General features: G+C 68.6%; 18 protein-coding genes. 8 read left to right on the forward strand and 10 right to left on the reverse strand.

From position 1 onward, the window contains the following. Nucleotides 1–2 precede the first annotated feature (2 nt). Genes ACG83_RS20865 through ACG83_RS20875 form a run of 3 tightly spaced genes read right to left on the reverse strand, consistent with a single transcriptional unit; the run spans nucleotide 3 to nucleotide 3,736 of the window. On the reverse strand, nucleotides 3–1,169 hold the full coding sequence (locus ACG83_RS20865; RefSeq protein WP_054567837.1) for an iron-containing alcohol dehydrogenase family protein: 1,167 nt from the start codon (nucleotides 1,167–1,169) through the stop codon (nucleotides 3–5). Then, nucleotides 1,166–2,272 (reverse strand): zinc-binding dehydrogenase, encoded by a 1,107-nt coding sequence (locus ACG83_RS20870; protein ID WP_054567838.1) that lies wholly within the window; start codon nucleotides 2,270–2,272, stop codon nucleotides 1,166–1,168. The genes ACG83_RS20865 and ACG83_RS20870 overlap by 4 nt, the downstream gene beginning before the upstream one ends. A gap of 51 nt (nucleotides 2,273–2,323) precedes the next feature. Beyond that, on the reverse strand, nucleotides 2,324–3,736 hold the full coding sequence (locus tag ACG83_RS20875; protein ID WP_054567983.1) for an aldehyde dehydrogenase family protein: 1,413 nt from the start codon (nucleotides 3,734–3,736) through the stop codon (nucleotides 2,324–2,326). Nucleotides 3,737–4,108: 372 nt separating this feature from the next. On the opposite strand from ACG83_RS20875, the gene ACG83_RS20880 reads away from it, so the two are divergent. The 3 genes from ACG83_RS20880 (at nucleotide 4,109) to ACG83_RS20890 (ending at nucleotide 8,398) form a co-directional block, all read left to right on the forward strand. Next, nucleotides 4,109–4,618: a MaoC family dehydratase gene (locus ACG83_RS20880; protein ID WP_054567839.1), complete on the forward strand. Its 510-nt coding sequence runs from the start codon at nucleotides 4,109–4,111 to the stop codon at nucleotides 4,616–4,618. 1 nt (nucleotide 4,619) lies between these two features. Next, nucleotides 4,620–6,656 carry a protein meaA gene (locus ACG83_RS20885; RefSeq protein WP_054567840.1) on the forward strand — a complete coding sequence of 679 codons (2,037 nt, stop codon included), beginning with the start codon at nucleotides 4,620–4,622 and terminating at the stop codon, nucleotides 6,654–6,656. Between the two features lie 269 nt (nucleotides 6,657–6,925). Next, a complete protein-coding gene (locus ACG83_RS20890; RefSeq protein WP_235498055.1) occupies nucleotides 6,926–8,398 on the forward strand; it encodes a sensor domain-containing diguanylate cyclase in 1,473 nt (490 codons plus the stop codon). 42 nt (nucleotides 8,399–8,440) lie between these two features. Here ACG83_RS20890 and ACG83_RS20895 read toward each other — a convergent pair whose 3' ends face one another. The 3 genes from ACG83_RS20895 to ACG83_RS20905 are packed head-to-tail and all read right to left on the reverse strand — an operon-like array spanning nucleotide 8,441 to nucleotide 11,587. Further along, the gene (locus ACG83_RS20895; protein ID WP_235498056.1) at nucleotides 8,441–9,568 is read right to left on the reverse strand and encodes an MBL fold metallo-hydrolase; all 1,128 of its coding nucleotides are present in this window, start codon (nucleotides 9,566–9,568) and stop codon (nucleotides 8,441–8,443) included. A 9-nt stretch (nucleotides 9,569–9,577) separates the two neighbouring features. Continuing rightward, on the reverse strand, nucleotides 9,578–10,378 hold the full coding sequence (locus tag ACG83_RS20900) for an alpha/beta fold hydrolase (RefSeq protein WP_063793140.1): 801 nt from the start codon (nucleotides 10,376–10,378) through the stop codon (nucleotides 9,578–9,580). Nucleotides 10,379–10,399: 21 nt separating this feature from the next. Beyond that, nucleotides 10,400–11,587: a CaiB/BaiF CoA-transferase family protein gene (locus ACG83_RS20905; protein WP_054567842.1), complete on the reverse strand. Its 1,188-nt coding sequence runs from the start codon at nucleotides 11,585–11,587 to the stop codon at nucleotides 10,400–10,402. A 445-nt stretch (nucleotides 11,588–12,032) separates the two neighbouring features. Here ACG83_RS20905 and ACG83_RS20910 point away from each other — a divergent pair, with 445 nt between their 5' ends. From ACG83_RS20910 to ACG83_RS20920, 3 genes are all read left to right on the forward strand, one after another. After that, nucleotides 12,033–12,959, forward strand: coding sequence for an NAD(P)-dependent oxidoreductase (locus ACG83_RS20910; RefSeq protein WP_054567843.1), 927 nt, complete (start codon nucleotides 12,033–12,035; stop codon nucleotides 12,957–12,959). 33 nt (nucleotides 12,960–12,992) lie between these two features. After that, nucleotides 12,993–13,388 carry a carboxymuconolactone decarboxylase family protein gene (locus ACG83_RS20915; protein WP_054567844.1) on the forward strand — a complete coding sequence of 132 codons (396 nt, stop codon included), beginning with the start codon at nucleotides 12,993–12,995 and terminating at the stop codon, nucleotides 13,386–13,388. 73 nt (nucleotides 13,389–13,461) lie between these two features. Then, nucleotides 13,462–14,169, forward strand: a complete 708-nt coding sequence (locus ACG83_RS20920) for a 2,3-bisphosphoglycerate-dependent phosphoglycerate mutase (RefSeq protein ID WP_054567845.1) — start codon at nucleotides 13,462–13,464, stop codon at nucleotides 14,167–14,169. Here the strand turns inward: ACG83_RS20920 and ACG83_RS20925 are convergent. Genes ACG83_RS20925 through ACG83_RS20940 form a run of 4 tightly spaced genes read right to left on the reverse strand, consistent with a single transcriptional unit; the run spans nucleotide 14,160 to nucleotide 18,223 of the window. After that, on the reverse strand, nucleotides 14,160–15,335 hold the full coding sequence (locus ACG83_RS20925) for a CaiB/BaiF CoA-transferase family protein (RefSeq protein ID WP_054567846.1): 1,176 nt from the start codon (nucleotides 15,333–15,335) through the stop codon (nucleotides 14,160–14,162). The two genes, ACG83_RS20920 and ACG83_RS20925, sit on opposite strands and share 10 nt — an antisense overlap. After that, nucleotides 15,332–16,249: an ABC transporter permease gene (locus ACG83_RS20930; RefSeq protein ID WP_083473412.1), complete on the reverse strand. Its 918-nt coding sequence runs from the start codon at nucleotides 16,247–16,249 to the stop codon at nucleotides 15,332–15,334. The genes ACG83_RS20925 and ACG83_RS20930 overlap by 4 nt, the downstream gene beginning before the upstream one ends. Further along, a complete protein-coding gene (locus ACG83_RS20935) occupies nucleotides 16,246–17,094 on the reverse strand; it encodes an ABC transporter ATP-binding protein (protein ID WP_054567986.1) in 849 nt (282 codons plus the stop codon). The genes ACG83_RS20930 and ACG83_RS20935 overlap by 4 nt, the downstream gene beginning before the upstream one ends. A 13-nt stretch (nucleotides 17,095–17,107) precedes the next feature. After that, nucleotides 17,108–18,223, reverse strand: coding sequence for an ABC transporter substrate-binding protein (locus ACG83_RS20940; RefSeq protein ID WP_054567847.1), 1,116 nt, complete (start codon nucleotides 18,221–18,223; stop codon nucleotides 17,108–17,110). A 538-nt stretch (nucleotides 18,224–18,761) separates the two neighbouring features. Here ACG83_RS20940 and ACG83_RS20945 point away from each other — a divergent pair. Continuing rightward, entirely contained in the window at nucleotides 18,762–20,177 is a 1,416-nt protein-coding gene (locus tag ACG83_RS20945; protein WP_054567848.1) for an aldehyde dehydrogenase family protein, read from the forward strand. Between the two features lie 38 nt (nucleotides 20,178–20,215). After that, nucleotides 20,216–21,256, forward strand: coding sequence for an NAD(P)-dependent alcohol dehydrogenase (locus ACG83_RS20950; RefSeq protein WP_054567849.1), 1,041 nt, complete (start codon nucleotides 20,216–20,218; stop codon nucleotides 21,254–21,256). The last annotated feature ends 151 nt before the right edge of the window (nucleotides 21,257–21,407 follow it).

Here is a 21,407-nt window from a genome sequence, read left to right on the forward strand (position 1 = left end):
GGTCACCAGACGTCATAGAGAAGGGACTCGAGCTCGTGCCGACTCGCCGGTCGTGGGACGTGGGTGATTGCCCAGTCGTCCAGCGCGTGGTCGACGATCTCCGGCACGATCGCATGGTCGATTCCGACATCGCGCAGTCGCACCGGTACACCCGCTTCCCTGAGCACACCCTCGACGGCGGTGATTGCCACTGCGGCCTGGTCACCGGGCTGTCCGTCCCCGAGAATCTCCGCGACCCGGGTGAGGCGCTGCCGGGCCGGCTCCGCGTTGAAACGCATGGTGGACGGCAGGAGCATGGCCTCGACCGTCCCGTTGGCCACGTTGGATCGCGGGCCGACAGCATGGGAGAGCGCCTGGGCCAGACCCGTTCCCGTGTGATCGCTGCCCTGGCCCGCAAGAAGCGCGGCGAGCATGAGGCGCAGGCGCGGCTCGGTGTCCGGAGCGGCATTCAGACGCGGCAGCCACGCTCGCACCAGCCGCAGAGCGTGCGTCAGAAGAGCGTCCGCGAGTGGGTCGTCGCTGTCGGACTGCAGGCCGTCAACGGCCATGGCGAAAGCGTTGAGCGCGGACGACCGCACAAGCTCCACCGGAGCGGTGTTGGCCACCACGGGGTCCATGAACACACCGGTGGCGCGCGTCTTGGGATCGAACAGCGCGATCCGCTCGCCGGTGTCGGGATCACGCACAGCGCTGCCCGCCTTGGCGTAGGCGGTGGTGGGCGTGCTCGCGACGACCCACTGCGGCAGCTTGGGGGCGTTGAGCTTCGGGCTCACCAGTCGACCGTCATTCCCGCGCCGCGTGCAAAGCTCCCGGGCGTCATTGCCCTCTGCCAGCAGGATGCTGGCGGCACGGGCGGTAACGACGGCCGATCCGCCGCCGAGAGCCACCACCGCATCTGCCCTCGCGGCATCGAGGACCTCGACCGCGCACCTGACCGCTGGCAGCGGACTGTGCTCGCACGCCCCGTCGAACCATCCGGCGAGGCGGTCACCGAGCACGGACTCGATCCTCTTGACCACGCTGGTGTGGCGACGCATCGATGCGCCGCTGATTACGACCACGCGTCGGGTAGCGGTCCGGTCGAGCTCGCGCGGCAGGGCGGCCAGCGCGTCCTCCCCGGCGTGGATGCGGACTGCCGGCGTCACGTGTCGGATGGACATCCGGCTCATGGCGTCCTCCCTACTGACGCGGCGTCGCCCGGGGTGACCACCGCGCGGCCGCGGACGCGGCCGTGGTGCAGTGCATCGACGGCGTCATTGATCTGGTCGAGCCGGAAGTGGTCCGTCACCAGGAGTGTGGGGTCGAAACGGCCCTCCTGGGTCCAGGTCACGAAGGTCGCGAAGTCGCGGACCGGATCACAGCCGCCGCCGACGGATCCGGCCAGAGTCTTCTCGCCGTTGAGCAGGTCGAAGCTGTCGATCTTGAAGGGTTCGCGGGGGATGCCGACGAGGACGTCGGTGCCGCCGCGGATACCCGCCCCGCGGATACCGGGGCGGACTGCGGCGAGGCTCACCGGAATGTTGGTCCCGATTCCTGTGCAGTCCAGGCAGTAGTCGGCGCCGGCGGTACCGTCCGCGTGCGGCGTCAACCGACGGATCGCTTCGACCGGGTCGGTCTCGCGGGCGTTGACGCCGTCGGTTGCACCGAACTTCGCGGCCAGGTCGAGCTTGGCGTCGCTCACGTCGACCGCGATGATCCGCCCCGCGCCCAGGATCGCCGCACCGGCGATGGCGCAGAGCCCGACGCCACCCGCGCCCCAGACGGCCACCGACTCGCCGGGCCGCAGGTCGATGCTGTTCATCACGGCTCCGGCACCGGTCATCAGCGCGCAGCCGATGATGCTGCCGAGATCCGGATCGGTGTCGTCAGGCATTCTGACGACGTACTGCTCGTCGATCACGGCATGGGTGCCCCACGTGAAGCAGTTGTGCGAGGTGGCCACCTCGCCGTCGGGGAGGGCCAGCCTCGACGGCCGGGGCGGACGGCCGTCCAGCGGGCTACGGGGGATCCAGGTGATGCACACCTGGTCTCCCGCCCCCACGTAGTTCACCTGGCTACCGACAGCGAGCACGCGCCCGATCGACTCGTGGCCGAGCAGCATGGCGCCGGCCCGTGTGGGGTCGAAGATGCGGTCCAGCTGGCTGTGACATACGCCGAAGGAGGTCTGCTCGACCACGACCTCGTACGGACCGGGCGCGGGAAGGGTCACCTCACGGAGTTCGAGCAGGGAAGTACCGGCAGGGAGGACGGCTATCTGTGCGTTCACCGACATGTCTTTCTCACTCTTCGCTCCGTCGCCACCGAGCCCGGCGTCGCTCCGTGCTCATCCGATCGACTGGTACTCGAGAAACTCCTCGATACCGAAACGACCGTTCTCCCGGCCGATACCGGAGAGCTTGAAGCCGCCGTGCGGTGCACGCGGGTTGACCGCGGAGCCGTTGATCCGGATCCGACCGGTGCGCAGGCGCAGCGCCACCTCACGAGCGCGCTCGGCCGAGGCGGCCCAGACGCCGCCGGCGAGGCCGTAGTCGGAGTCGTTCGCGATCGCGATCGCCTCTTCCTCGGTGTCGTACGGGAGGATCGTCACGACCGGGCCGAAAATCTCCTCGCGGGCGATACGCATGTCGGGCGTGCCGCGTAGAACGGTCGGCTTCACGTAGTAGCCGACGTCGAGACCCTCGGGCTGCTCGGGGCCACCGGTCACCAGCGTGGCGCCCTGGTCGATCCCCGACTGGATCAGTTCGCGGACACGGTCCCGCTGAGCACGGGTGACAACCGGTCCGAGCGTCGTCTCCGCTGCGAACGGATCGCCGAGCAGGTAGGACTCAGCGGCAGTGCGAGCGGCGGCCTCGGCCTCGGCCAGGCGCTCACGGGGCACCAGCACCCGGGTGAGGCCTCCGCACACCTGACCGCTGTTGCGGAACGCGTCGGCGATCCCGGCGGTGACGGCCTTCGCCACGTCGGCGTCCTCGAGGATGACGTTGGCGGACTTGCCCCCGAGCTCGAGCCCGACCCGCTTCACCGCCCGGGAGGCGATCTCCATGACGCGGCTGCCCGCCCGGACCGATCCGGTGATCGAGACCATGTCGACCAGCCGATGACCGGCGATGGCCTCCCCCACCACCGGACCGGTGCCGCTGACCAGGTTGACAACGCCGGCGGGCAGGCCGGCCTTCTGTGTGCCCTCGGCGAAGAAGAAGGAGCTGCGCGGCGCGATCTCGGTGCCTTTGAGAACAACCGTGCAGCCGGCGGCGATGGCAGCGCCGACCTTCATCGCGATCATCAGCAGCGGGACGTTCCACGGAGTGATGGCGCCGACCACCCCTACCGGGGCCCGGTGCACGAGCGTGTCACCGACCCGCACGTCCCAGTCGACCTCGTGCAGCGCCTCGGCGGTGGAGCGCAGGTGACTGATGGTCGACCGGGTCTGGTGGCCTGTGGCGATGCTCAGCGGCTCGCCGATCTCCCGGACGATGGCCTCAGTAATCTCGTCAGCACGCTCCTCCACGAAGCCGGCCAGGTTGCGCAGCACCTCGGCCCGTTCCGTGAGGGTTGACCGAGACCAGCCGTCGAAGGCCCGCGCGGCGGCTGCGACCGCACGGTCGACGTCCTCGGGCGTGCCCTCCGGGATCGTGCCGATGATCTCCTCGGTGACCGGGTTCTCGACCTCGATGACGCCGGTACCGGACGACGGAACCCACGCACCGTCTATCAGGATGAGGTCTTGTCTGATCACATCCACATCTCCCTCCATAGTTCGTTATTACGAACAATGTTTCGTAATCGCAGTCACACTACGATGATCACTTGCGGGTGTCAACGGCTCCCACCGCAGCTGGAGCCCAGCCTCGCCCCCTCGTCATCCCCCAGCCTTGACAGGCCTCGCGACCCACACGTATAAATTTGAGTTCGTATATATAAACTATCGTTCGCATATCAGGCCCCGGTAACGTCCTCCCGTGCACGCGTGACATGCGGGGTGGGCTGTGTGCGGTGGCCACCCCGGAGCCGACGAACCGCGGCGACGATCAGCATCGCCACACCGACCGCGCGGAGAATGGCCCCACCTTCACCTGAAACGGTCCACTTTGCATGACTGGAGGCACAGATGCAGTTCGGGCGCTATTACGAGGAGTTCGAGGTCGGCGCCGTCTACCGACACTGGCCGGGAAAGACGGTCACCGAGTACGACAACCATCTCTTCTGCCAGCTCACAATGAATCATCATCCTCTGCACCTCGACGCCAACTACGCCCAGCGGACAACCCAGTTCAAGCGCAATGTGGTCGTCGGGAACTACGTATACTCCCTACTCCTCGGCATGTCCGTGCCCGATGTCTCGGGCAGGGCCATCGCGAACCTCGAGGTCCAGTCGCTGCGACACCTCGCCCCGGTCTTCCACGGCGACACCATCTACGGCGAGTCGACTCTGTTGGAGAAAAGGGAGTCGAAGAGCCGAGACGACCGCGGAGTGGTGACCGTGGAGACGCGCGGCTACAACCAGCACGGCGCCCTGGTTTGCGTCTATCAGCGCAAGGTCCTGGTGCCCAAGCGGGCCTACGGTGAGGCACGCGGGGGCGACCAGCCCGGCCGGCCGGTACCCCAGAACGCCGACTGACATGGGGGACGCATCCACCAGCCGGGCCCCCGAGACCGACCCGACCAGGACCGAAAAGCACAAGCGGGATCGGCCGTGGATCATCCGGACCTACGCGGGCCATTCGAGCCCGGCCGAGAGCAACGCGCTGTATCGGCGCAATCTCGCGAAGGGGCAGACGGGTCTGTCGGTGGCCTTCGATCTGCCGACCCAGACCGGATACGACCCCGATCATGTGCTGGCGCGGGGTGAGGTCGGGAAGGTCGGCGTCCCGATCGCGCATCTGGGTGACATGAGGGCGCTGTTCGACCAGATCCCGCTCGGCAGGATGAACACGTCCATGACCATCAACGCGACCGCGATGTGGCTGCTCGCGCTCTACCAGGTGGCCGCGGAGGAGCAGGGCGCTGCGCCGGCGGAGCTGACCGGTACGACGCAGAACGACATCATCAAGGAGTACCTGTCGCGCGGGACCTATGTGTTCCCGCCCGGCCCGTCGCTGCGGCTGATCACCGACCTGGTCGCCTACACGGTGACCGAGATCCCGCGCTGGAACCCGATCAACATCTGCAGCTACCACCTGCAGGAGGCCGGCGCGACGCCGGTGCAGGAGCTGGCCTACTCGCTGTGCACCGTCATCGCCGTGCTCGACGCCGTCGTCGCCTCCGGGCAGGTCCCGCAGGAGCGGATGGGTGAGGTGTGCGCCCGGATGTCGTTCTTCGTGAACGCCGGGGTGCGGTTCGTCGAGGAGCTGTGCAAGATGCGCGCGTTCGTCGCGCTGTGGGACGACCTGCTGAAGACCCGCTACGGCGTCACGGACCCGCGGCACCGCCGGTTCCGCTACGGCGTGCAGGTCAACTCGCTGGGGCTGACCGAGGCGCAGCCGGAGAACAACGTGATCCGGATCGTGCTGGAGGCGCTCGGGGTCACCCTGTCGAAGGACGCCCGCTGCCGGGCGTTGCAGCTGCCGGCGTGGAACGAGGCACTGGGCCTGCCGCGGCCGTGGGATCAGCAGTGGTCGCTGCGGATCCAGCAGATCCTGGCGTATGAGACGGACCTGCTGGAGTACCCGGACCTGTTCGAGGGTTCGGTGGTCGTGAACGGCCGGGTGGATGAGCTGGTCGCGGCCGCGACCGAGGAGATCGACCGGGTCCAGGCGATGGGCGGTGCGATCGCGGCGGTGGAGAGCGGCTACATGAAGTCGCAGCTCGTCGCCTCGCAGGCGACCCGGCGGGCGCGCATCGAGTCCGGTGACGACGTCGTCGTCGGGGTGAACCGGTTCACCGAGACCGAGCCGAACCCGCTGCTCGCGGACCTGGACACGGCCGTGCAGGTCATCGACCCGGCTGGTGAGCAGGCCACCCGCGAGCAGGTCGCCGCGTGGCGGGCCGGCCGGGACGCCGGCGTGGTCGACGAGGCGCTGCTGGGGCTGCGGGAGGCGGCGAAAACCGACGTCAACCTGATGCCGGCGACGCTGGCCTGCGCGCGGGCGGGGGTGACGACCGGGGAGTGGGCGGGTGTGCTGCGGGAGGTGTTCGGTGAGTACCGGGCGCCGACCGGCGTTTCGGGGGCGGCGACGTCCGGGGCTGGTGAGGGGCTGGCCGAGGTGCGTGGGCTTGTCACCCGGACCGGTGAGGAGCTGGGGCGGCGGCTGCGGCTGCTGGTCGGCAAGCCGGGGCTGGACGGGCATTCCAACGGTGCGGAGCAGATCGCGGTGCGGGCCCGTGATGTCGGCTTCGAGGTGGTCTACCAGGGGATCCGGCTGACGCCGGCGCAGATCGTGGCCGCGGCGGTGGAGGAGGACGTCCACCTCGTGGGGCTGTCGGTGCTGTCGGGTTCGCACATGAACCTGGTGCCCGAGGTGCTGGACGGGTTGCGGGCCGCGGGGCTCGGGGACGTACCAGTGGTGGTGGGTGGCATCATCCCGCCTGCCGACGCGGACAGGCTGGCCGCGCTCGGTGTCGCGGCGGTGTTCACCCCCAAGGACTACGGCCTGACCGAGATCATGCGAGGGATGGTGAACATCGTGCGCACGGCGAACGGCCTCGCCGGTGCCTGATCGCAGACCGCACCGATCCGCCTGCCCGAAGGACCGCAGGGGTGCACACCAGGTTTAATGATCGACTTTCGGGGCATCACGGAGAACTCCTGAGGGATTCTCATCAGGAGGCGAGAGGGAGATCGGCGCGAGGAGGCGAGTAGGAGATCGGCGCGCCAGGCCCTGACATCTCGAACGCCGGTAGCCCTGGCCATGACAACGCGAGCCGCCAGGGAATCATGGATTGCGTGTTCGCCTCCGGTGGGGAGACCGGCCGCCTGATGATGCGTATGGACTGGTCCGATACCGCGCTCGGTCCGGTCCGCGGCTGGAGCAGATCTCTCTGCGCGGCAGTGAGCATCTGCCTCGAGTCGCGGTTCCCGCTGGAGATCCTCTGGGGGCCGGACCTCATCGAGATCCACAACGACGCGGTGGTACCGATGATCGGCCGGAAGCATCCCGGCTGCATCGGGCGGCCGTTCCGCGAGATCTTTCCCGAGGCCGCCGACCGCCTTCTCCCCATGCTTGAGCAGGTCATGTCCGGTGGCGGCGCGACGTGGGCCAAGAACTGGCCGTCGAAGCTCCATCGCTACGGCTATCTCGAGGATTGTTACTTCACGTTTTCGTACAGTCCAATCCGGCGGCTCCCTGATGGCGATGTGGAGGGCGTACTCGCGACGCTGCAGGAAACCACCGATCAGGTACTGGCTACGCGGCGCCTCGAATGCCTGCACAAGCTGGCCGGCGCCACCTCCGGGCTCTATACCTATACGCGGGAGAAGGTGTTCACGCGGGCCGTCGACGTGCTCAGTCGTTTCACGTCTGACATCCCGTACTGCCTGGTCGTGCTCGGTGCCCCGGGCAGCAGGCCGGCTCTCGGGGTCACGGCGTCGACCGGCGTCGCGGCTCTCCCCGGCACCCCGTGCACACTCGGCTCTGGCGCCGGCCCGCAGACAGAACCGTCGGCGCTGCAGGACTCGATCGCCGCCGTGCGGCCGCAGATCGTTGACGGCCTGCTGCGGTGTCTCGCCCTGACGCAGGTGGGTGACGAGCCTCCGCCATCGACCGCCGCGATGGTCGTGCCGCTGTCGGTGGGAGGCGACCCTGACGCTGCCGGGCTCGTCATCCTGGGCATCAGTGACCGGCTCCCGGTGAACACCGAGTATCGGACATTCCTGAGTCTCGTAGCCAACCAGATCGCCGGTGCGGCACGCTCGGCGCAGGCAGCCGAAAGGGAGCGGATCGAGGCCGCCCACGCGCGTCACCGGGCCCTCCATGACGCGCTCACGGACCTGCCGAACAGGACGGCGCTGTTCGAGCAGCTCGAACACGCGCTCGCAGAGGCCGGGAGCGGGCGGGGTCATGCCGGCTTCCTTTTCGTCGATCTCGACGGCTTCAAGCGGATCAACGACACACTGGGCCATCAGGCTGGCGATGACCTGCTGTGCAAGGTCGCCGAGCGCCTCCGGCGCAGTGTCAGGCCCGGGGACATGGTGGCCCGGCTCTCTGGCGACGAGTTCGGCGTCCTGTGCCGGAACGTGACGTCCAGCGGTGCGGTGGAGGCGATCGCCGACCGCATTGTCAGGAGTCTCGACTTGACGATGGGACGTCGCCGTATCTCGGTCACCGCAAGCGTGGGCATCGCGATGACCGGGGCCGGCATCGCCGACGCCGAGCAGCTAGTCCGCGCCGCGGACACGGCCATGTACACCGCCAAGCGGCAGGGCCGGGGCCGTTGGCAGCACGCCGCGGCCCGGGCATAAGGACCCGCGCCGCTGACACTGCCGGTGTCCCCCCGCGCGGCGTCAGTCGCCGGCCGCCCGGTCAGCGCCGTCAGCCGTCCACCGCTCCGGGCAACCGAGCCGACGGTCAAGGCGGCCCTGCTCCGACAGACGGACCAGGTGGGAGTAGGTCTCGGCGAGAGCAGAGCGGAGCGACCTGGGGGTGAACGAGTCGAACGGCCGTGCCCACCGCACGGAGCGGGATACCTCCCATACGGTCGCGGCCCCGTCGTGCACCACCTGCTCGATCTCGTCCAGCCGCGACCGGTGGTGTGCCTCGAGCACGGCGAGGCGATGGGAGAGGCGGTCGAACGACCACTCGTGTCCGGGCAGCGCCAGCGAGGAATCCGGCAGATCATGAAGGCGCCGCAGCGAAACCAGGAAGTCATGCAACGGATCGTCGGTCGACCCAGGACGTCGACCGACGTTCGGGGTCACCTTGGGCAGCACATGGTCGCCGGTGAACACCAGGCCGCGTTCGCGCTCCTGGAAGCACAGATGCCCGGTGGTGTGTCCGGGGGTGTGGATCGCGACCAGCGCACCGTCGGTGCCTGGCACCGGGGCTCCGTCAACAAGATCCACGTCAGCCTCGACGTCCGGCAGGACGGCCTCGAGCGCAGCCAACTCCGATTCGACTTCCCGCAGCCGCGCGGGTGGAGTGCCACAGTAGGCCAGCCACTCAGTGATCTCCGTAACCCGCCCGCGCCGCTCCGCGTCCCCGACCCGAATCTGCGCCCGTTCACCCGGATGCGCGGCTATCCAGGCCGAGGTGTGCTCACGGATCCGGCGCGCAAGCCCGTAGTGGTCGGGATGTGCATGGGTAACGACCACTCCGATGATCTCGTCAAGACCGTGGCCGGCCCGGGAGAGGCCGGTCTGGAAGGCGCTCCACCCCTCGTCCGAATCCCACCCTAGGTCCACCACGACGACCCCGCCGGCCGTCCGCACCGCGTAGGAGTACGAGTAGGCGAGGGGACTCGGGAACGGGACCGCCGTCGCCCAAACACCGTCCGCTGCGGCGAAGCCCTCGATCCGGCGGGTCGGCGCCTCCTCGACGGCGACGACCCCGCCGGCCGGCTCCAGGCGGGTCCCGGCCGCCGGCGCGGTGAACGAGCCGACCGTGTCCGCCGCGGCGGAAACAGAAGTGTCCACGCATTCTCCTTACGCAGATAGTTGCCCGGCCGAGACGGATGATCGGGATTCGCCGACAGAGCTGTGGGCAGGAGCAGGCAGCGCTGTGGCTTCGAGCAGCAATGCCGTGACCGCCTCGGGATCGGTCACCATCGCGTTATGCGACGTTTCCAGCACCCGGTAGTGGAACCGTGGGTCGGCCGCGCTCCGCTCCCGGGCGCGCGCCAGCGTCTGTGGTGCGAGCGCGGACGGGACGCACTCGACGAACAGGCTCGGGTGATCCCAAGCGCGGTCCGTCGACCCGACCGGATCTCGGTAGGTTTTCAGAGGCTGCGCTGTCATCCGGATCTCGAGCCAGGCCGCGGCCTCGGGATCGGTGACGCCGTAGTAGGCCGCGCCGACAGGGGGGATATACCAGCCCTCGCCGCGGCTGTTCGCCAGGCCGACCAGTTCGGCGGCGCGGGCGGCGCCGATCAGGTCGAGCATCGACTCCCCCGTACGCGGGATATGCGCGTCGAGCAGGACGAGGCAGCGGATGCGGTCGGCCAGATGCTCCATCGCCCCGGCGACGACCATGCCGCCATAGCTGTGCGCGACCAGCACCGCGTTACGCACATCCTCGAACTCGCATGCCGCAACGAGGTCGCGCACATGGGTGTCCAGGCCGATCTCCCGGCTGAGGAGGTGGGCGCGGTCACCGAGCCCGGTCAGTGTCGGCGTGTGCACCTCGTAATGCGCGGCACGCAGCCGCCGCGCCACCGGACTCCAGCACCAGCCGCCGTGTCGCCCTCCGTGTAACAGGACGAACGTCGTCGTGTCCTCGGTCGCCATCGATCTCGCCTCGCTCTCCGCTCAGATGACCCCGGCCTCGCGCAGCTTGGCGATGTCGGCGGGCGACATGCCCAGTTCGTCGGTCAGGACCTCGTCCGTGTCGGCGCCCAGATCGCGCGCCCGCCGCGGCTCCACCATCGGCGAGTCGGACAGGAGCAGCGGGCTGCCCAGCGTCATGAACGATCCGCGCTCGTCGGTCACCCGACGGAGCACACCACGTTCACGCACGTGTGGGTCCTCGAGCAGCTCCGGCAGCGTGACGATGGGCGCGGAGGGAATCCGCGCCTCCACGAGCAGTTGCGCCAGCTCGGCCTTGGAACGGGTCTTCGTCCAGCGCCCGACGATGGCGTCGACGTCGTCGATGTGCGCGCAGCGGCTCGACATGTCCGCGAAGCGCGGGTCATCGGTCGCGGGGTCGTGCATCAGCCCGCACAGCCGCCGCCAGTGCGCCTCGGTCGGGCACAGCACGGCGATCCAGCCGTCCCTGGTCTCGTAGGCGTTGTAGGGGGTCACGGCCATCCCGCCATGCCGGTTACCGGTGCGCTCGTGGCTCTCGGTCGCGCTGCTCAGCAGCCCGGCGATGTTGGAGGTCAACGACGGGATGATGGCGTCCTGCAGGGCGACCTCGACGTGCTGGCCACGGCCGGTGCGGGTGCGCTGGTACAACGCGGCGAGCACGCCCGCGATCATGTGGGTGCCTCCGACGAAGTCCACGACGGACGGACCGGTGCGAACCGGCGCCCCATCGGCGAAACCCGTGGTGCTCATGATCGCGCTGCGGGCCTGGATCGTGAGGTCCATCGCCGGCTGCCCCGCGTACGGTCCAAAGGACCCGAAACCCGTACCTGAGGCCATGATCAACGCGGGGTTCACCGCGCTGAGCTGCTTGTAGCCGAGGCCAAAGCGGTCCATCGCCCCCGGCGACAGGTTCTGGACGAGGACGTCGGCGTTCCGGACGAGGCCCCGGAGCACCTCCTGCCCGGCAGGGTTCCTGAGATCGAGACGGATGTTGCGCTTGCCGGAGTTGAGGAATCGGAACTGGATCGGGTAGCCGTCATCGTCGACGGTGGGCAGTCGCCGGTACGGATCCCCCGTCGGGGCCTCAATCTTGATGACGTCCGCGCCCAGGCGCGCCATCAACATCGTGCAGTAGGGGGCAAAGTAGAACTGCCCGACGCAGATCACCTTCACGCCTTCAAGCGCGGTCATCCAGGGCCTCCGTGATCACTTGGCTGCGACCGTCGCGGATCGCACAGCAGTCCGGACGCGCCGCGGTGAGCCGCTCGGCGCGCTGAGCTCCGACGCCACGCCGTGCTCACATCGCACGCTTCGTTCGTATTTACGAATCTGCGTCCGTATTTACAGCACGATGCTAGAAGTGGCGGAAATGACTGTCAACGGCCGCCAGCGCCTCCCGCCGCCCATCACGCACAGCCACACCACGCCAGGTCCCACCCTCCGGACCTGCCACTCCGGACGACCCGACGGTTGACACCTCCGAGACGCAACCCTACCGTCAGTCCGCAGATACAATCTTTAGTTCGTATATAGAGACATCTTCGTTACGGCGACTTACCTGCTGGAGATGCCTGGGGCGGTCGCACCTGGTGAGGACGCCTCCGCTGTTCGTACTGCGACGAAAGGACATCTGCACATGAGGGTGGGTTTCATCGGGCTCGGCGGGATGGGCTCGGGGATGGCGCTCAATCTGCGCGCGGCACAGTACGACCTGGTCGTCCACGACCTCCACCGGGAGAGCGCGGCGGAGCACGAAGCCGCCGGCGCAACCTGGGCAGACACGGTGAGCGACCTCGCGCGCTCGGTCGACATGGTCTTCACATCCCTGCCCGGGCCTCAGGAGATGCAGGAGGTCGGCCTCGGCCCGGACGGACTGCTGGGTGCCCTGCGGCCAGGCGCGGTCTGGTTCGACCTCACCACCAACTCCCCGACCGTCGTCCGCGAGGTGCATGCCGCCTGCCGCAAGCGAGAGATCGAACTGTTCGACGCGCCGGTCAGCGGCGGTCCCAGGGGTGCCCGGTCGGGAAAACTCGCGATCTACGTCGGCGGCGACAAGGACGCCTTCCAGCGCCACCGCACGGTGCTCGACGCCATCGGCGACCAGGTGCTCCTCGTCGGCGAGATCGGCGCTGGCAACACCGCGAAGCTGGTGCACAACTGTGCCAGCATGATGATCCGTTCGGCGATCGCCGAGGTCTTCACGATGGGGGTGAAGGCTGGCGTCGAGCCGGCGGCTCTCTGGCATGCCATGCGCCAGGGCGCGATCGGCCGGTCCCGCACCTTCGACCGGATCAGCGACCGCTACCTGCAGTCAGCCTTCGACCCGCCCTCCTTCGCCCTGGCACTGGCCAACAAGGACCTCCGGCTGGCGATCGAGCTGGCGGACGAGTTCGACGTCCCGATGCGCAGCGCCCGGCTCGTGCAGGAGGACTTCGCGGAGGCGCTCGAACGCGGATGGGGCGGTCGCGACTCGCAGGTACCGCTGCTGCTGCAGAACGAACGTGCGGGCGTGGAGATCACACTCTCGGCCGACGAGGTACAGGCGGTCCTCGACCTCGGCTGAACGGCGGGCCGCACGAGCTGAAGGAACCAACCGATGCAGGAGGAGAACCGCGTGGACGCCAAGGAGACCGGCCGGCGCATCCTGAGCGAGCTCATGGGGGCCGACTACGTAGCGACAAAGGACAAGAAGCGCAACTCGTTTAACGAGGTGATCCAGGACTATTCCGAAGAGGTCTGCTTCGGTCGGGTCTGGAGCCGCGACGGCATCGACCGCCGGCAGCGCAGCATCATCAACGTCGCGATGCTCACCGCCTTGAACCGGCCGGCACAGCTCGCGCACCACATCGAGGGCGCGATGGCCAACGGCTGCACGGTCGCGGAAATCCAGGAGATCCTCCTGCAGACAGCTGTCTACTGCGGCCTGCCCGCAGCGGGTGAGGCTTTCCGTATCGCGGAGGAGGTCCTTCGCAAAGGCGGACACCTCAGCTGAGACCGCTCCTGGTCGTCGCCCCGGTGACCGGGTGACCGGCCTCCCCTGCCACGCACACCGGAGGAACCCGCCGGTGACCGAGCCAGGCATCCTGTTGCTCCTGCGGCACGGGGAAAGCACCTGGAACGCCACAGACCGCTTCGCCGGCTGGGTCGATGTGCCGCTGTCAGCCCGCGGCCGGATCGAGGCCCGCCGGTGCGGCGAGCTCCTCCGGGAGACCTCGGTGCTCCCCGACGTCGTTCACACGTCGCTGCTGCGTCGCGCCATCGCCACGGCGGACCTCGCGCTCGACGCCGCCGAGCGGCACTGGATCCCCGTACAGCGCAGCTGGCGGCTCAACGAGCGCCACTATGGCGCGCTGCAGGGCCGCAATCGCGAGCAGGTCCGCGCCGAGTACGGCGCGGACCTGCTCGCGCGTTGGCGCCGTTCCCTTCACGGCACACCGCCGCCGATCTCCCCGGGCAGCGTGTACGGGCAGGAGAACGACGCGCGCTACCGAGAACTGGGCGTACCCGTGCCCCGGGCCGAGTCGATCGCTGATGTCCTCGATCGGCTCCGCCCGTACTGGGAGTCGGAGATCACCACAGACCTGCACGCCGGCCGCACCGTCCTGGTCGTGGCGCACGGCAACGTCCTACGTGCCCTGATCGGCCACCTCGACGGCCATGGCGACGACCTGAGTGGCGTGCGTCTGCCCACCGGGATCCCCATGCGCTACGACCGCATCGCCGGGCTGCGGCCCGTTCGGCATGGGGATGTGGGCCCCTCTGCTCACATCTGACGGATTGTGCCTTCGTGACACAGGCTCCGCAGTTCGTCGGTCGAGAAACCCCAGTCGGACAACGCTTCCAGCGTGTGCTCTCCGTGCGCCGGAGGAGAGGTGCGCAGTGTGGGGCGCGTCCGCCCGAACCGGGGTGCGGGAGCAGGCTGGGGAATGCCGTTGAGCTCCACAAAGCCGTCCCGTGCCTGGCTGTGGGGATGGCCCGCGACCTCGCCGACGCCCAGGACCGGCGAGAAGCACCCGTCGACATGGGCGAGGATCTCGGTCCACTCGTCGCGTGTCCGGGTCGCGAACACCGCTTCGAGGCGGCGGCGCAGCTCGGGCCAGTCGGTGCGGTCGAGTGTCGAGACCGGCATGGTGATGCCGGTGAGATCGACGCCCAGAGCGTCGAACAGCGCCCGCTGGAACTTCGGTTCGATCGCGCCGATCGCGACGTGCCGCTGGTCGCTGGTCTCGTACACGTTGTAGAACGGCGCGCCGGAGTCGACGTAGTTCGAACCGCGCGCGTCGTTCCACGTGCCCATCAGTCGGCGTCCGTGCACGAGGGTCATCAGCAGCGACGCCCCGTCCACCATCGCCGCGTCCACCACCTGCCCCCGGCCGGAACCACGGGCCTCCAGCAGGGCACACACGAGGCCGAAGGCCAGCATCATGCCGCCACCCGCGTAGTCACCGAGGAGATTGAGCGGGATCACGGGCGGGCCGCCCGCCGTCCCGATCGGGTCCAGCGCGCCGGCGAGGGCGATGTAGTTGACGTCGTGGCCGGCCTTATGGGCGAGTGGCCCGCTCTGGCCCCAGCCGGTGGCGCGGCCGTAGACGATTCCCGGGTTGCGTCGTAAACATTCGTCCGGCCCGATACCGAGGCGTTCGGCGACCCCGGGTCGGTTCCCCTCGTAGATCACGTCTGCCCGTTCGACGAGACGCAGCACCACCTCCGGCCCACGTTCGTGTTTGAGGTCCACCACCGCAGAGCGCCGCCCGCGGTTGTACAGCTCAAGGCGGTGGTCAGGTGCCTGCGGCCGGGCGGGCGGATCCGGCCGGTCGATCCGCAGGACCTCGGCGCCCATGTCCGCCAGAAGCATGCCCGCGAAGGGGCCGGGACCCCGGCCCGCGATCTCCAGGACGCGGGTCCCGGTCAGCGGGCCGGAGTCAACCGGATCGGTCACGGAGCGCCGGCGTTGGTCAGGTTCCTCGGCTTCCAGCGCAACAGGCGCTTCTCCACCAGCGTGACCAGCGCGTTGATGACGGTGGAAACAACCACCAGCACGGCGATGCCCGCGAAGACACCGGCGGTGAAGAAGTTGCCCGCCGACCGCTGGATCAGGTAGCCGATACCGGTGTTGGCCCCGATGATCTCGGCAGTGACCGCCGCGACCAGCGCGTAGGGCACCGAGACACGGAGACCCTGGATGATCCAGGTCGCGGCCGAGGGGATCCTGACCTTCAGCTGCACCGTCAGCCTGGACGCGTTCATCACCTTGAGCACGTCGATGAGCCGCTGCTCGACATCGCGCACGCCCTCATAAGTGCTGTAGAAGACGAGGAAGAAGACGATGACGCTGACGAGGGCGACCTTCGACCCCAGGCCGAACCCGAACCACAGGATGAACAGTGGCACGAGCGCCAGCCGCGGCACCGCGTTGAGCGCGACGATGAACGGTTGGAAGATCTCACCGAGCATCGGGCTGCTGCCCAGCACGATGCCGACGAGAATGCCGAGTGCCGCACCGACCGCGAATCCGTAGGCCGTCGCGACCATGGTCGCCTGGATGCTCTCCCACAGCACGCCCTCGTCGACCCAGTCGAGCAGCGCCTGCCAGATCTCGGACGGCTTGCTGACGTAGAAGCTGTCGATCAGGACACCCGATTCGGTCGACGGGTCCCCGGCAGCGGTCTCCCAGGCCACCAGCAATGCGACCGGCAGCACGATCCGGCAGATGTGGACGATCAGCTGCCTGGAGCCGATCTGGCGGCGTGAACGTCGGGCCACGCCCGCGGTCGGCGTTCCGGCCGTGGCCATGACGCTGGCGGCGGAGTCGCTCTGCACTCCGGCCGTCGCGGACAACGGCGTCGGGTTCACGATTCCTCCACGGCACGCGACGAGTCGTCCAACAGCTTCCACAGCCGGTCCCAGAGCTCCGCGTACTCCGAGCTGAGCCTGAGCTCGGCGAGGTCCCGGGGCCGCTCCAGCGGCACGTCCTCCACATGGACGACCCGCCCGGGACGGGTTCCGAACACAACGACTCGGTCAGCAAGAAGAATCGCTTCGTCCAGGTCGTGTGTCACGAAGATGATGGTCTTCCGGTCTCGTTCCCAGATACGCAGCAGTTCTTTCTGCATCGTGAACCGCAACTGTGCGTCGAGCGCCCCGAAAGGTTCGTCCATCAGCAGCGTCGAAGGATTGTACACCAGTCCACGTGCAAGCGACGCGCGTTTCTGCATACCGCCCGAAAGTTGCGACGGATACCGCTGGGCGAAACCTTTGAGGCCTACCAGTTCGATGACCTCGGCCACACGCCGGCGGCGCTCCCTGCGGGGCACCCGCTCGATCTCGAGCGCGATCCCGACGTTCTTCTCCAGGGTCCGCCACGGCAGGAGGTTGTCGTGCTGGGTGATGAACCCGACCCCCGTGTTGACCTTCGTCAGCGGCTGGCCGCGGAACAGCACGGTCCCCTCGCTCGGCGGCAGCAGCCCGGCCGACATGTTCAGCAACGTGGTCTTGCCGCACCCGCTCGGCCCGATAAAACAGACGAACGAGCCGCTTTCGATCTCGAGATCGACCGAGTCGAGCGCGACGAACTCACCGTCACCGGAACGGAAGCGGCGGCTGACGTTCCGGAAGGAGAACTCCGGTGCCCGCTCCGCGACCGCGGTCCCCACCGGGGCCACCGGGGCTGCCCGCCCGGTCACCGTTTCCTTCGGCATCATCGCCTCCTCGTCACGGTCGCGCGGCTTCCGCGGCGCTCAGGTCGTAGATGTCGTCGAAACCAAAGGTGATAGGCGAGTCGCGGTTGTAGTTCACGAGCTCGACCTGATGCTCGAACATCTCCTCGGTCGTCAGCGGTGTCGCGCCCTTGTAGGCCCCGACGGCGAGCTCCCATCCCGCGTCGAAGGCGTCTTCGTTCAGCTCCCTGAACTCCGGAAGCGCGCGAACCTCTTCTCGCAGCTCGTCACTGGGGTTCTGCAGGTCGCGCTGGGCAAGCCACAGGGCCTGCATGACCCGCGTCGCCTCCTCACGGTGGCTTTCCAGCCAGGAGCGGGAGGTGTAGTAGTCATGGGCCGCCAGCGGCAGCAGGGAGGGAAGGTCGACCGACCAGTTCAGCCACAGCCCGCCCCAGCCCTCCGCCTCGGGGAAGTTGGCTCGGGGGAACGACTGGGCGACGCCGTCGGCCCGCCCCTGACGAGTGGTCGCGATCTGGGCCGTGCCGTCGTTGTTGGGGATGATCGTCACGTCGCGGTCCGGGTCGAGGCCGTACTCGCTGAGCATGATGCGCAGGTAGGCGTTTCCGGTGGAACCCTGTGGCGACGTGGTGAGGTTGAGTCCCCGCAGTGCCTGGACCCGATCCCGCACCGGCGATCGGGGCGTCACCCCGCGCTCGGCCAGCGTGGTGAGGGTCTTCTGGTTCAGGGCCAGGCCGAACGTGATGCTGGGGTTGCTCGATCCGAGGCTGACGAGCTGGGTCGCGCCCTCCGCGTAGGCGTTGTAGAGCGAGCCCGCCCCTGAGGAGCCGACGTCGGCGTCGCCGGAGATCACGGTCTGGGTGATCAGCGACGCATTGCTGGCACCAAACTCGACATCGGCGTCGAGGCCAACCTTCGCGAAGTAGTCCTGAGCGAGGATCACCACCATGGGCAGGTCCGTGAAGGTCGGCGAGGTCGAGATGATCCGGATCTTCAGCGCTCCGTCCGGGGCGTTGCTCTCGGAGGAGTCCGAACCGGCGCAGCCGGCGCCGACGGATCCGACGGATCCGACGAGGGTGACGGCGAGTAGGGCCAGCCAGGCCCTCGGCGACCTTCGTAAGCGAAATGCCGATAACTCTCGCCTGATGGACATTTCCGGCTCCTTTTCACGCGGGTCACAACGGCCTGACACCCTGGGTGACCATGACTGCACCCAGGGGCGCATCGACTTTCCTCGAAGTCGACGGCCGGTCTCGTGGATCGGGTGGGCGCAAGAACAGGCACTGCAGTCGCGGGGTCCCGCCGCCCAGGGCACGAGCGGCGCCACAGGCGTACGACGGATCCGGCGGTCGACGGGTGCAGAGATCTCCACGCCGTAAGGTCGTATATACGACCTTGAGATCGCACTAACGATTGGCAGAAAGGTAGGTCGACGAGCTAGCCCTGTCAACGGGCACGCAGCCTCCACTTACACGTGCGCCCACCATGCAGCCGTCGACAACGTGGCCTCCGATCGACGGACAGACCTCGCCGAGACCTCCCACAAGCCCCCAGCCGGCTGCCGCACACATTGACCCGGCTATCAGCTGGCGGTACCGTCCCGATTCGCCAATAAGAAATGTAGTTCACATATGCGACCATCGGCCCCGTGACGCTGCGTCCTCGACGGTGCTCGCGCAAGGGAGACAGTCGTGATCGAGCAAGAAACGATCTTCATCGACGGCAAGTGGGTCGACTCCGTAGGCGCCGGGACGCTGACTGTCGTCAACCCGGCAACCGAGGAACCACTCGCCACCGTTCCCCGCGGCCATGTCGACGACGTCGACCGGGCGGCCCAGGCAGCCGCGCGGGCTTTCGAATCCTGGTCCCGGTCAACGGTCGACGACCGCGTCGCCGTGCTCACCCGCATCGCCGATGTCCTCGACGCGAAGGCGGAGGAGGTGGCACGCACCATCGTCAGCGAGGTCGGGACGCCGATCACGATCGCCCGCCGCTCACAGGCCGCCGCCCCCATCAACGACCTGCGCATAGCCGCGGCGAGCCTGCGGGACGTCGAGTGGGAGGAGCGGTTCGGCGACACCATCGTGCGCCGCATCCCCGCAGGTGTGGCGGGCGCGATCACCCCGTGGAACGGGCCCTTGCGGATGATCGCGCTGAAGGCCGGCGCCGCCATCGCCGCGGGCTGCACCATGGTGCTCAAGGGCACCGAGGTCGCTCCGCTGAGCTCGTTCCTGTTCGCCGAGGCCGCCGCCGAGGCGGGCCTGCCCGACGGCGTGTTCAACCTGGTCAGCGGGACGGGGCCGGAGATCGGCGAAGCCCTCGTGACCCATCCGCTCGTCGACATCGTCTCGCTCACCGGCTCGGTGCGCGCCGGTAGCCGGGTCATGGAGCTCGCCTCGCGGTCGGTCAAGCGGGTCGCCCTCGAGCTCGGTGGCAAGTCCGCCAACATCATTCTGGAGGACGCCGATCTGGCGAAGGCCGTCGTCGACGGCCTCGCGGACGCCTTCCGCAACTCCGGCCAGGTCTGCGGCGGGCTCTCGCGCATGCTGGTTCCCCGCAACCGCCTCGCCGAGGCCGAGGAGCTTGCGGCGGCAAAGGCGGGAAGCTACGTGATCGGTGACCCTACGGACGAGGCGACAACGCTCGGCCCGGTGGTCTCCGACGTGCAGAGGGACCGGGTCCGCCGGTACATCCAGATCGGCCTCGACGAAGGACTGCGGCTGGTCGCGGGCGGTCCGGAGGCACCGGAGCACCTCGACCGGGGCTACTACGTGCGGCCGACCGTCTTCACCGGTGACAACCACAGTCGGCTTGCCCGGGAGGAGATCTTTGGCCCGGTCGTCATCCTCATCCCGTTCGACGACACCGACGAGGCCGTCGCCATCGCCAACGACTCCGACTACGGGCTCGCCGGCGCGGTCTGGGCGGCCGACCCGGCGCGGGCGCGCGACGTGGCGCGGCGCATGCGCACCGGACGTGTCCGCATCAACGGCGCTCCCATCGACATGCGTGCCCCGCACGGTGGCCTCAAGCTGTCGGGCATCGGCCGGGAGATGGGCCGGTACGGGATCGAGGAGTACCTCGAGTACCAGTCGCTCATCAGCTGACATCCCGGACCCGGCGAACCTTCGAAAGGTAGCAAGGCGTGATCACCACCAAAGCCCGGGCCATGGCCGGCCCCACGGCTCCGTTCGCCACCGTCACCGTCGAACGCCGCGACGTCGGCCCGCACGACGTGCTGATCGGCATCGTCTACGCCGGTGTCTGCCACACCGACGTCCACCACGCCCGCGCGGAGTTCGGGCACACCCGCTATCCGATCGTGCCCGGTCATGAGATCGCCGGCGTCGTCCGAAAAGTGGGCTCCGAGGTTCGCGGTCTCGCTGTCGGCGAGCGTGTCGGCGTCGGCTGCCTGGTCGACTCGTGCCGCGAATGCCCTGCCTGCCAGGCCGGGCAGGAGTCCTACTGCCGCCGCGGCAAGGTACTGACCTACAACGGGGTGGGCCGCGACGGGGCCACCACGCTGGGCGGCTACAGCGAGCTCGTGGTCGTTGACCAGCGCTTCGTCGCCCGCATCCCAGACGCGCTGCCGCTGGACGCCGCGGCTCCCCTGCTCTGCGCGGGCATCACCATGTACCAGCCACTGCGGCGCTGGGGAGCGGGTCCCGGCAGGCGGGTGGGCATCCTGGGGTTCGGCGGGCTCGGGCACATCGGAGTCCAGATCTCCCACGCGCTCGGCGCACACACCACGGTCCTGGAACTCAACGAGGACCGCCGCGGCGACGCGGAGCGTCTCGGCGCGGACGACTACCGGACCGCCGGTGACCTGGACGCGCTGAAGGACTCCTTCGACCTGATCGTGTCGACCGTTCCCACAAACTACAACCTCTCCGCACATCTCGACCTGCTCGATCTGGACGGCACGCTCGTCAACCTCGGCGTGCCCGACGAGCCGTTGCGCATCGATCCCTACACCCTGCTGACCAACCGTCGCACGTTGGCCGGGTCGATGAGCGGCGGCATGCCGCAGACGCAGGAGATGCTCGACTTCTGCGCGGCGAACGGCATCCAGGCGCAGGTCGAGGTCATCCCGGCGAAGGCGCTCGACGAGGTCTACGACCGGCTCACCGCCGGCGATGTCCGCTACCGCTTCGTCCTCGACGTCGCGACCATCGCCGGAACCTGAGCCACGGCGGGTCCCGCATGGCACGGGTGGGCGGTGGGCACACAGCTCCCACCGCCCACCCCGGCGCGTGCCGCAGCAGGACTCCCGCGCCACGGTCCTTCCCGTGCGGACCAGCAACCGGAGTGTGCCGTGCCCCGGGCACGCCAGACGC

It is taken from the genome of Frankia sp. R43 (assembly GCF_001306465.1).
Classification (GTDB): domain Bacteria; phylum Actinomycetota; class Actinomycetes; order Frankiales; family Frankiaceae; genus Parafrankia; species Parafrankia irregularis.

Bases quoted from the DNA above. Each gene is read 5' to 3' on its own strand.
- ACG83_RS20940 (WP_054567847.1), bottom strand. From the start codon at position 18,223: ATGTCCATCAGGCGAGAGTTATCGGCATTTCGCTTACGAAGGTCGCCG.
- ACG83_RS20900 (WP_063793140.1), bottom strand. From the start codon at position 10,378: ATGGCGACCGAGGACACGACGACGTTCGTCCTGTTACACGGAGGGCGA.
- ACG83_RS20870 (WP_054567838.1), bottom strand. From the start codon at position 2,272: ATGTCGGTGAACGCACAGATAGCCGTCCTCCCTGCCGGTACTTCCCTG.
- ACG83_RS20905 (WP_054567842.1), bottom strand. From the start codon at position 11,587: ATGACCGCGCTTGAAGGCGTGAAGGTGATCTGCGTCGGGCAGTTCTAC.
- ACG83_RS20935 (WP_054567986.1), bottom strand. From the start codon at position 17,094: ATGCCGAAGGAAACGGTGACCGGGCGGGCAGCCCCGGTGGCCCCGGTG.
- ACG83_RS20890 (WP_235498055.1), top strand. From the start codon at position 6,926: ATGGACTGGTCCGATACCGCGCTCGGTCCGGTCCGCGGCTGGAGCAGA.
- ACG83_RS20865 (WP_054567837.1), bottom strand. From the start codon at position 1,169: ATGAGCCGGATGTCCATCCGACACGTGACGCCGGCAGTCCGCATCCAC.
- ACG83_RS20915 (WP_054567844.1), top strand. From the start codon at position 12,993: ATGCAGGAGGAGAACCGCGTGGACGCCAAGGAGACCGGCCGGCGCATC.
- ACG83_RS20880 (WP_054567839.1), top strand. From the start codon at position 4,109: ATGCAGTTCGGGCGCTATTACGAGGAGTTCGAGGTCGGCGCCGTCTAC.
- ACG83_RS20910 (WP_054567843.1), top strand. From the start codon at position 12,033: ATGAGGGTGGGTTTCATCGGGCTCGGCGGGATGGGCTCGGGGATGGCG.
- ACG83_RS20885 (WP_054567840.1), top strand. From the start codon at position 4,620: ATGGGGGACGCATCCACCAGCCGGGCCCCCGAGACCGACCCGACCAGG.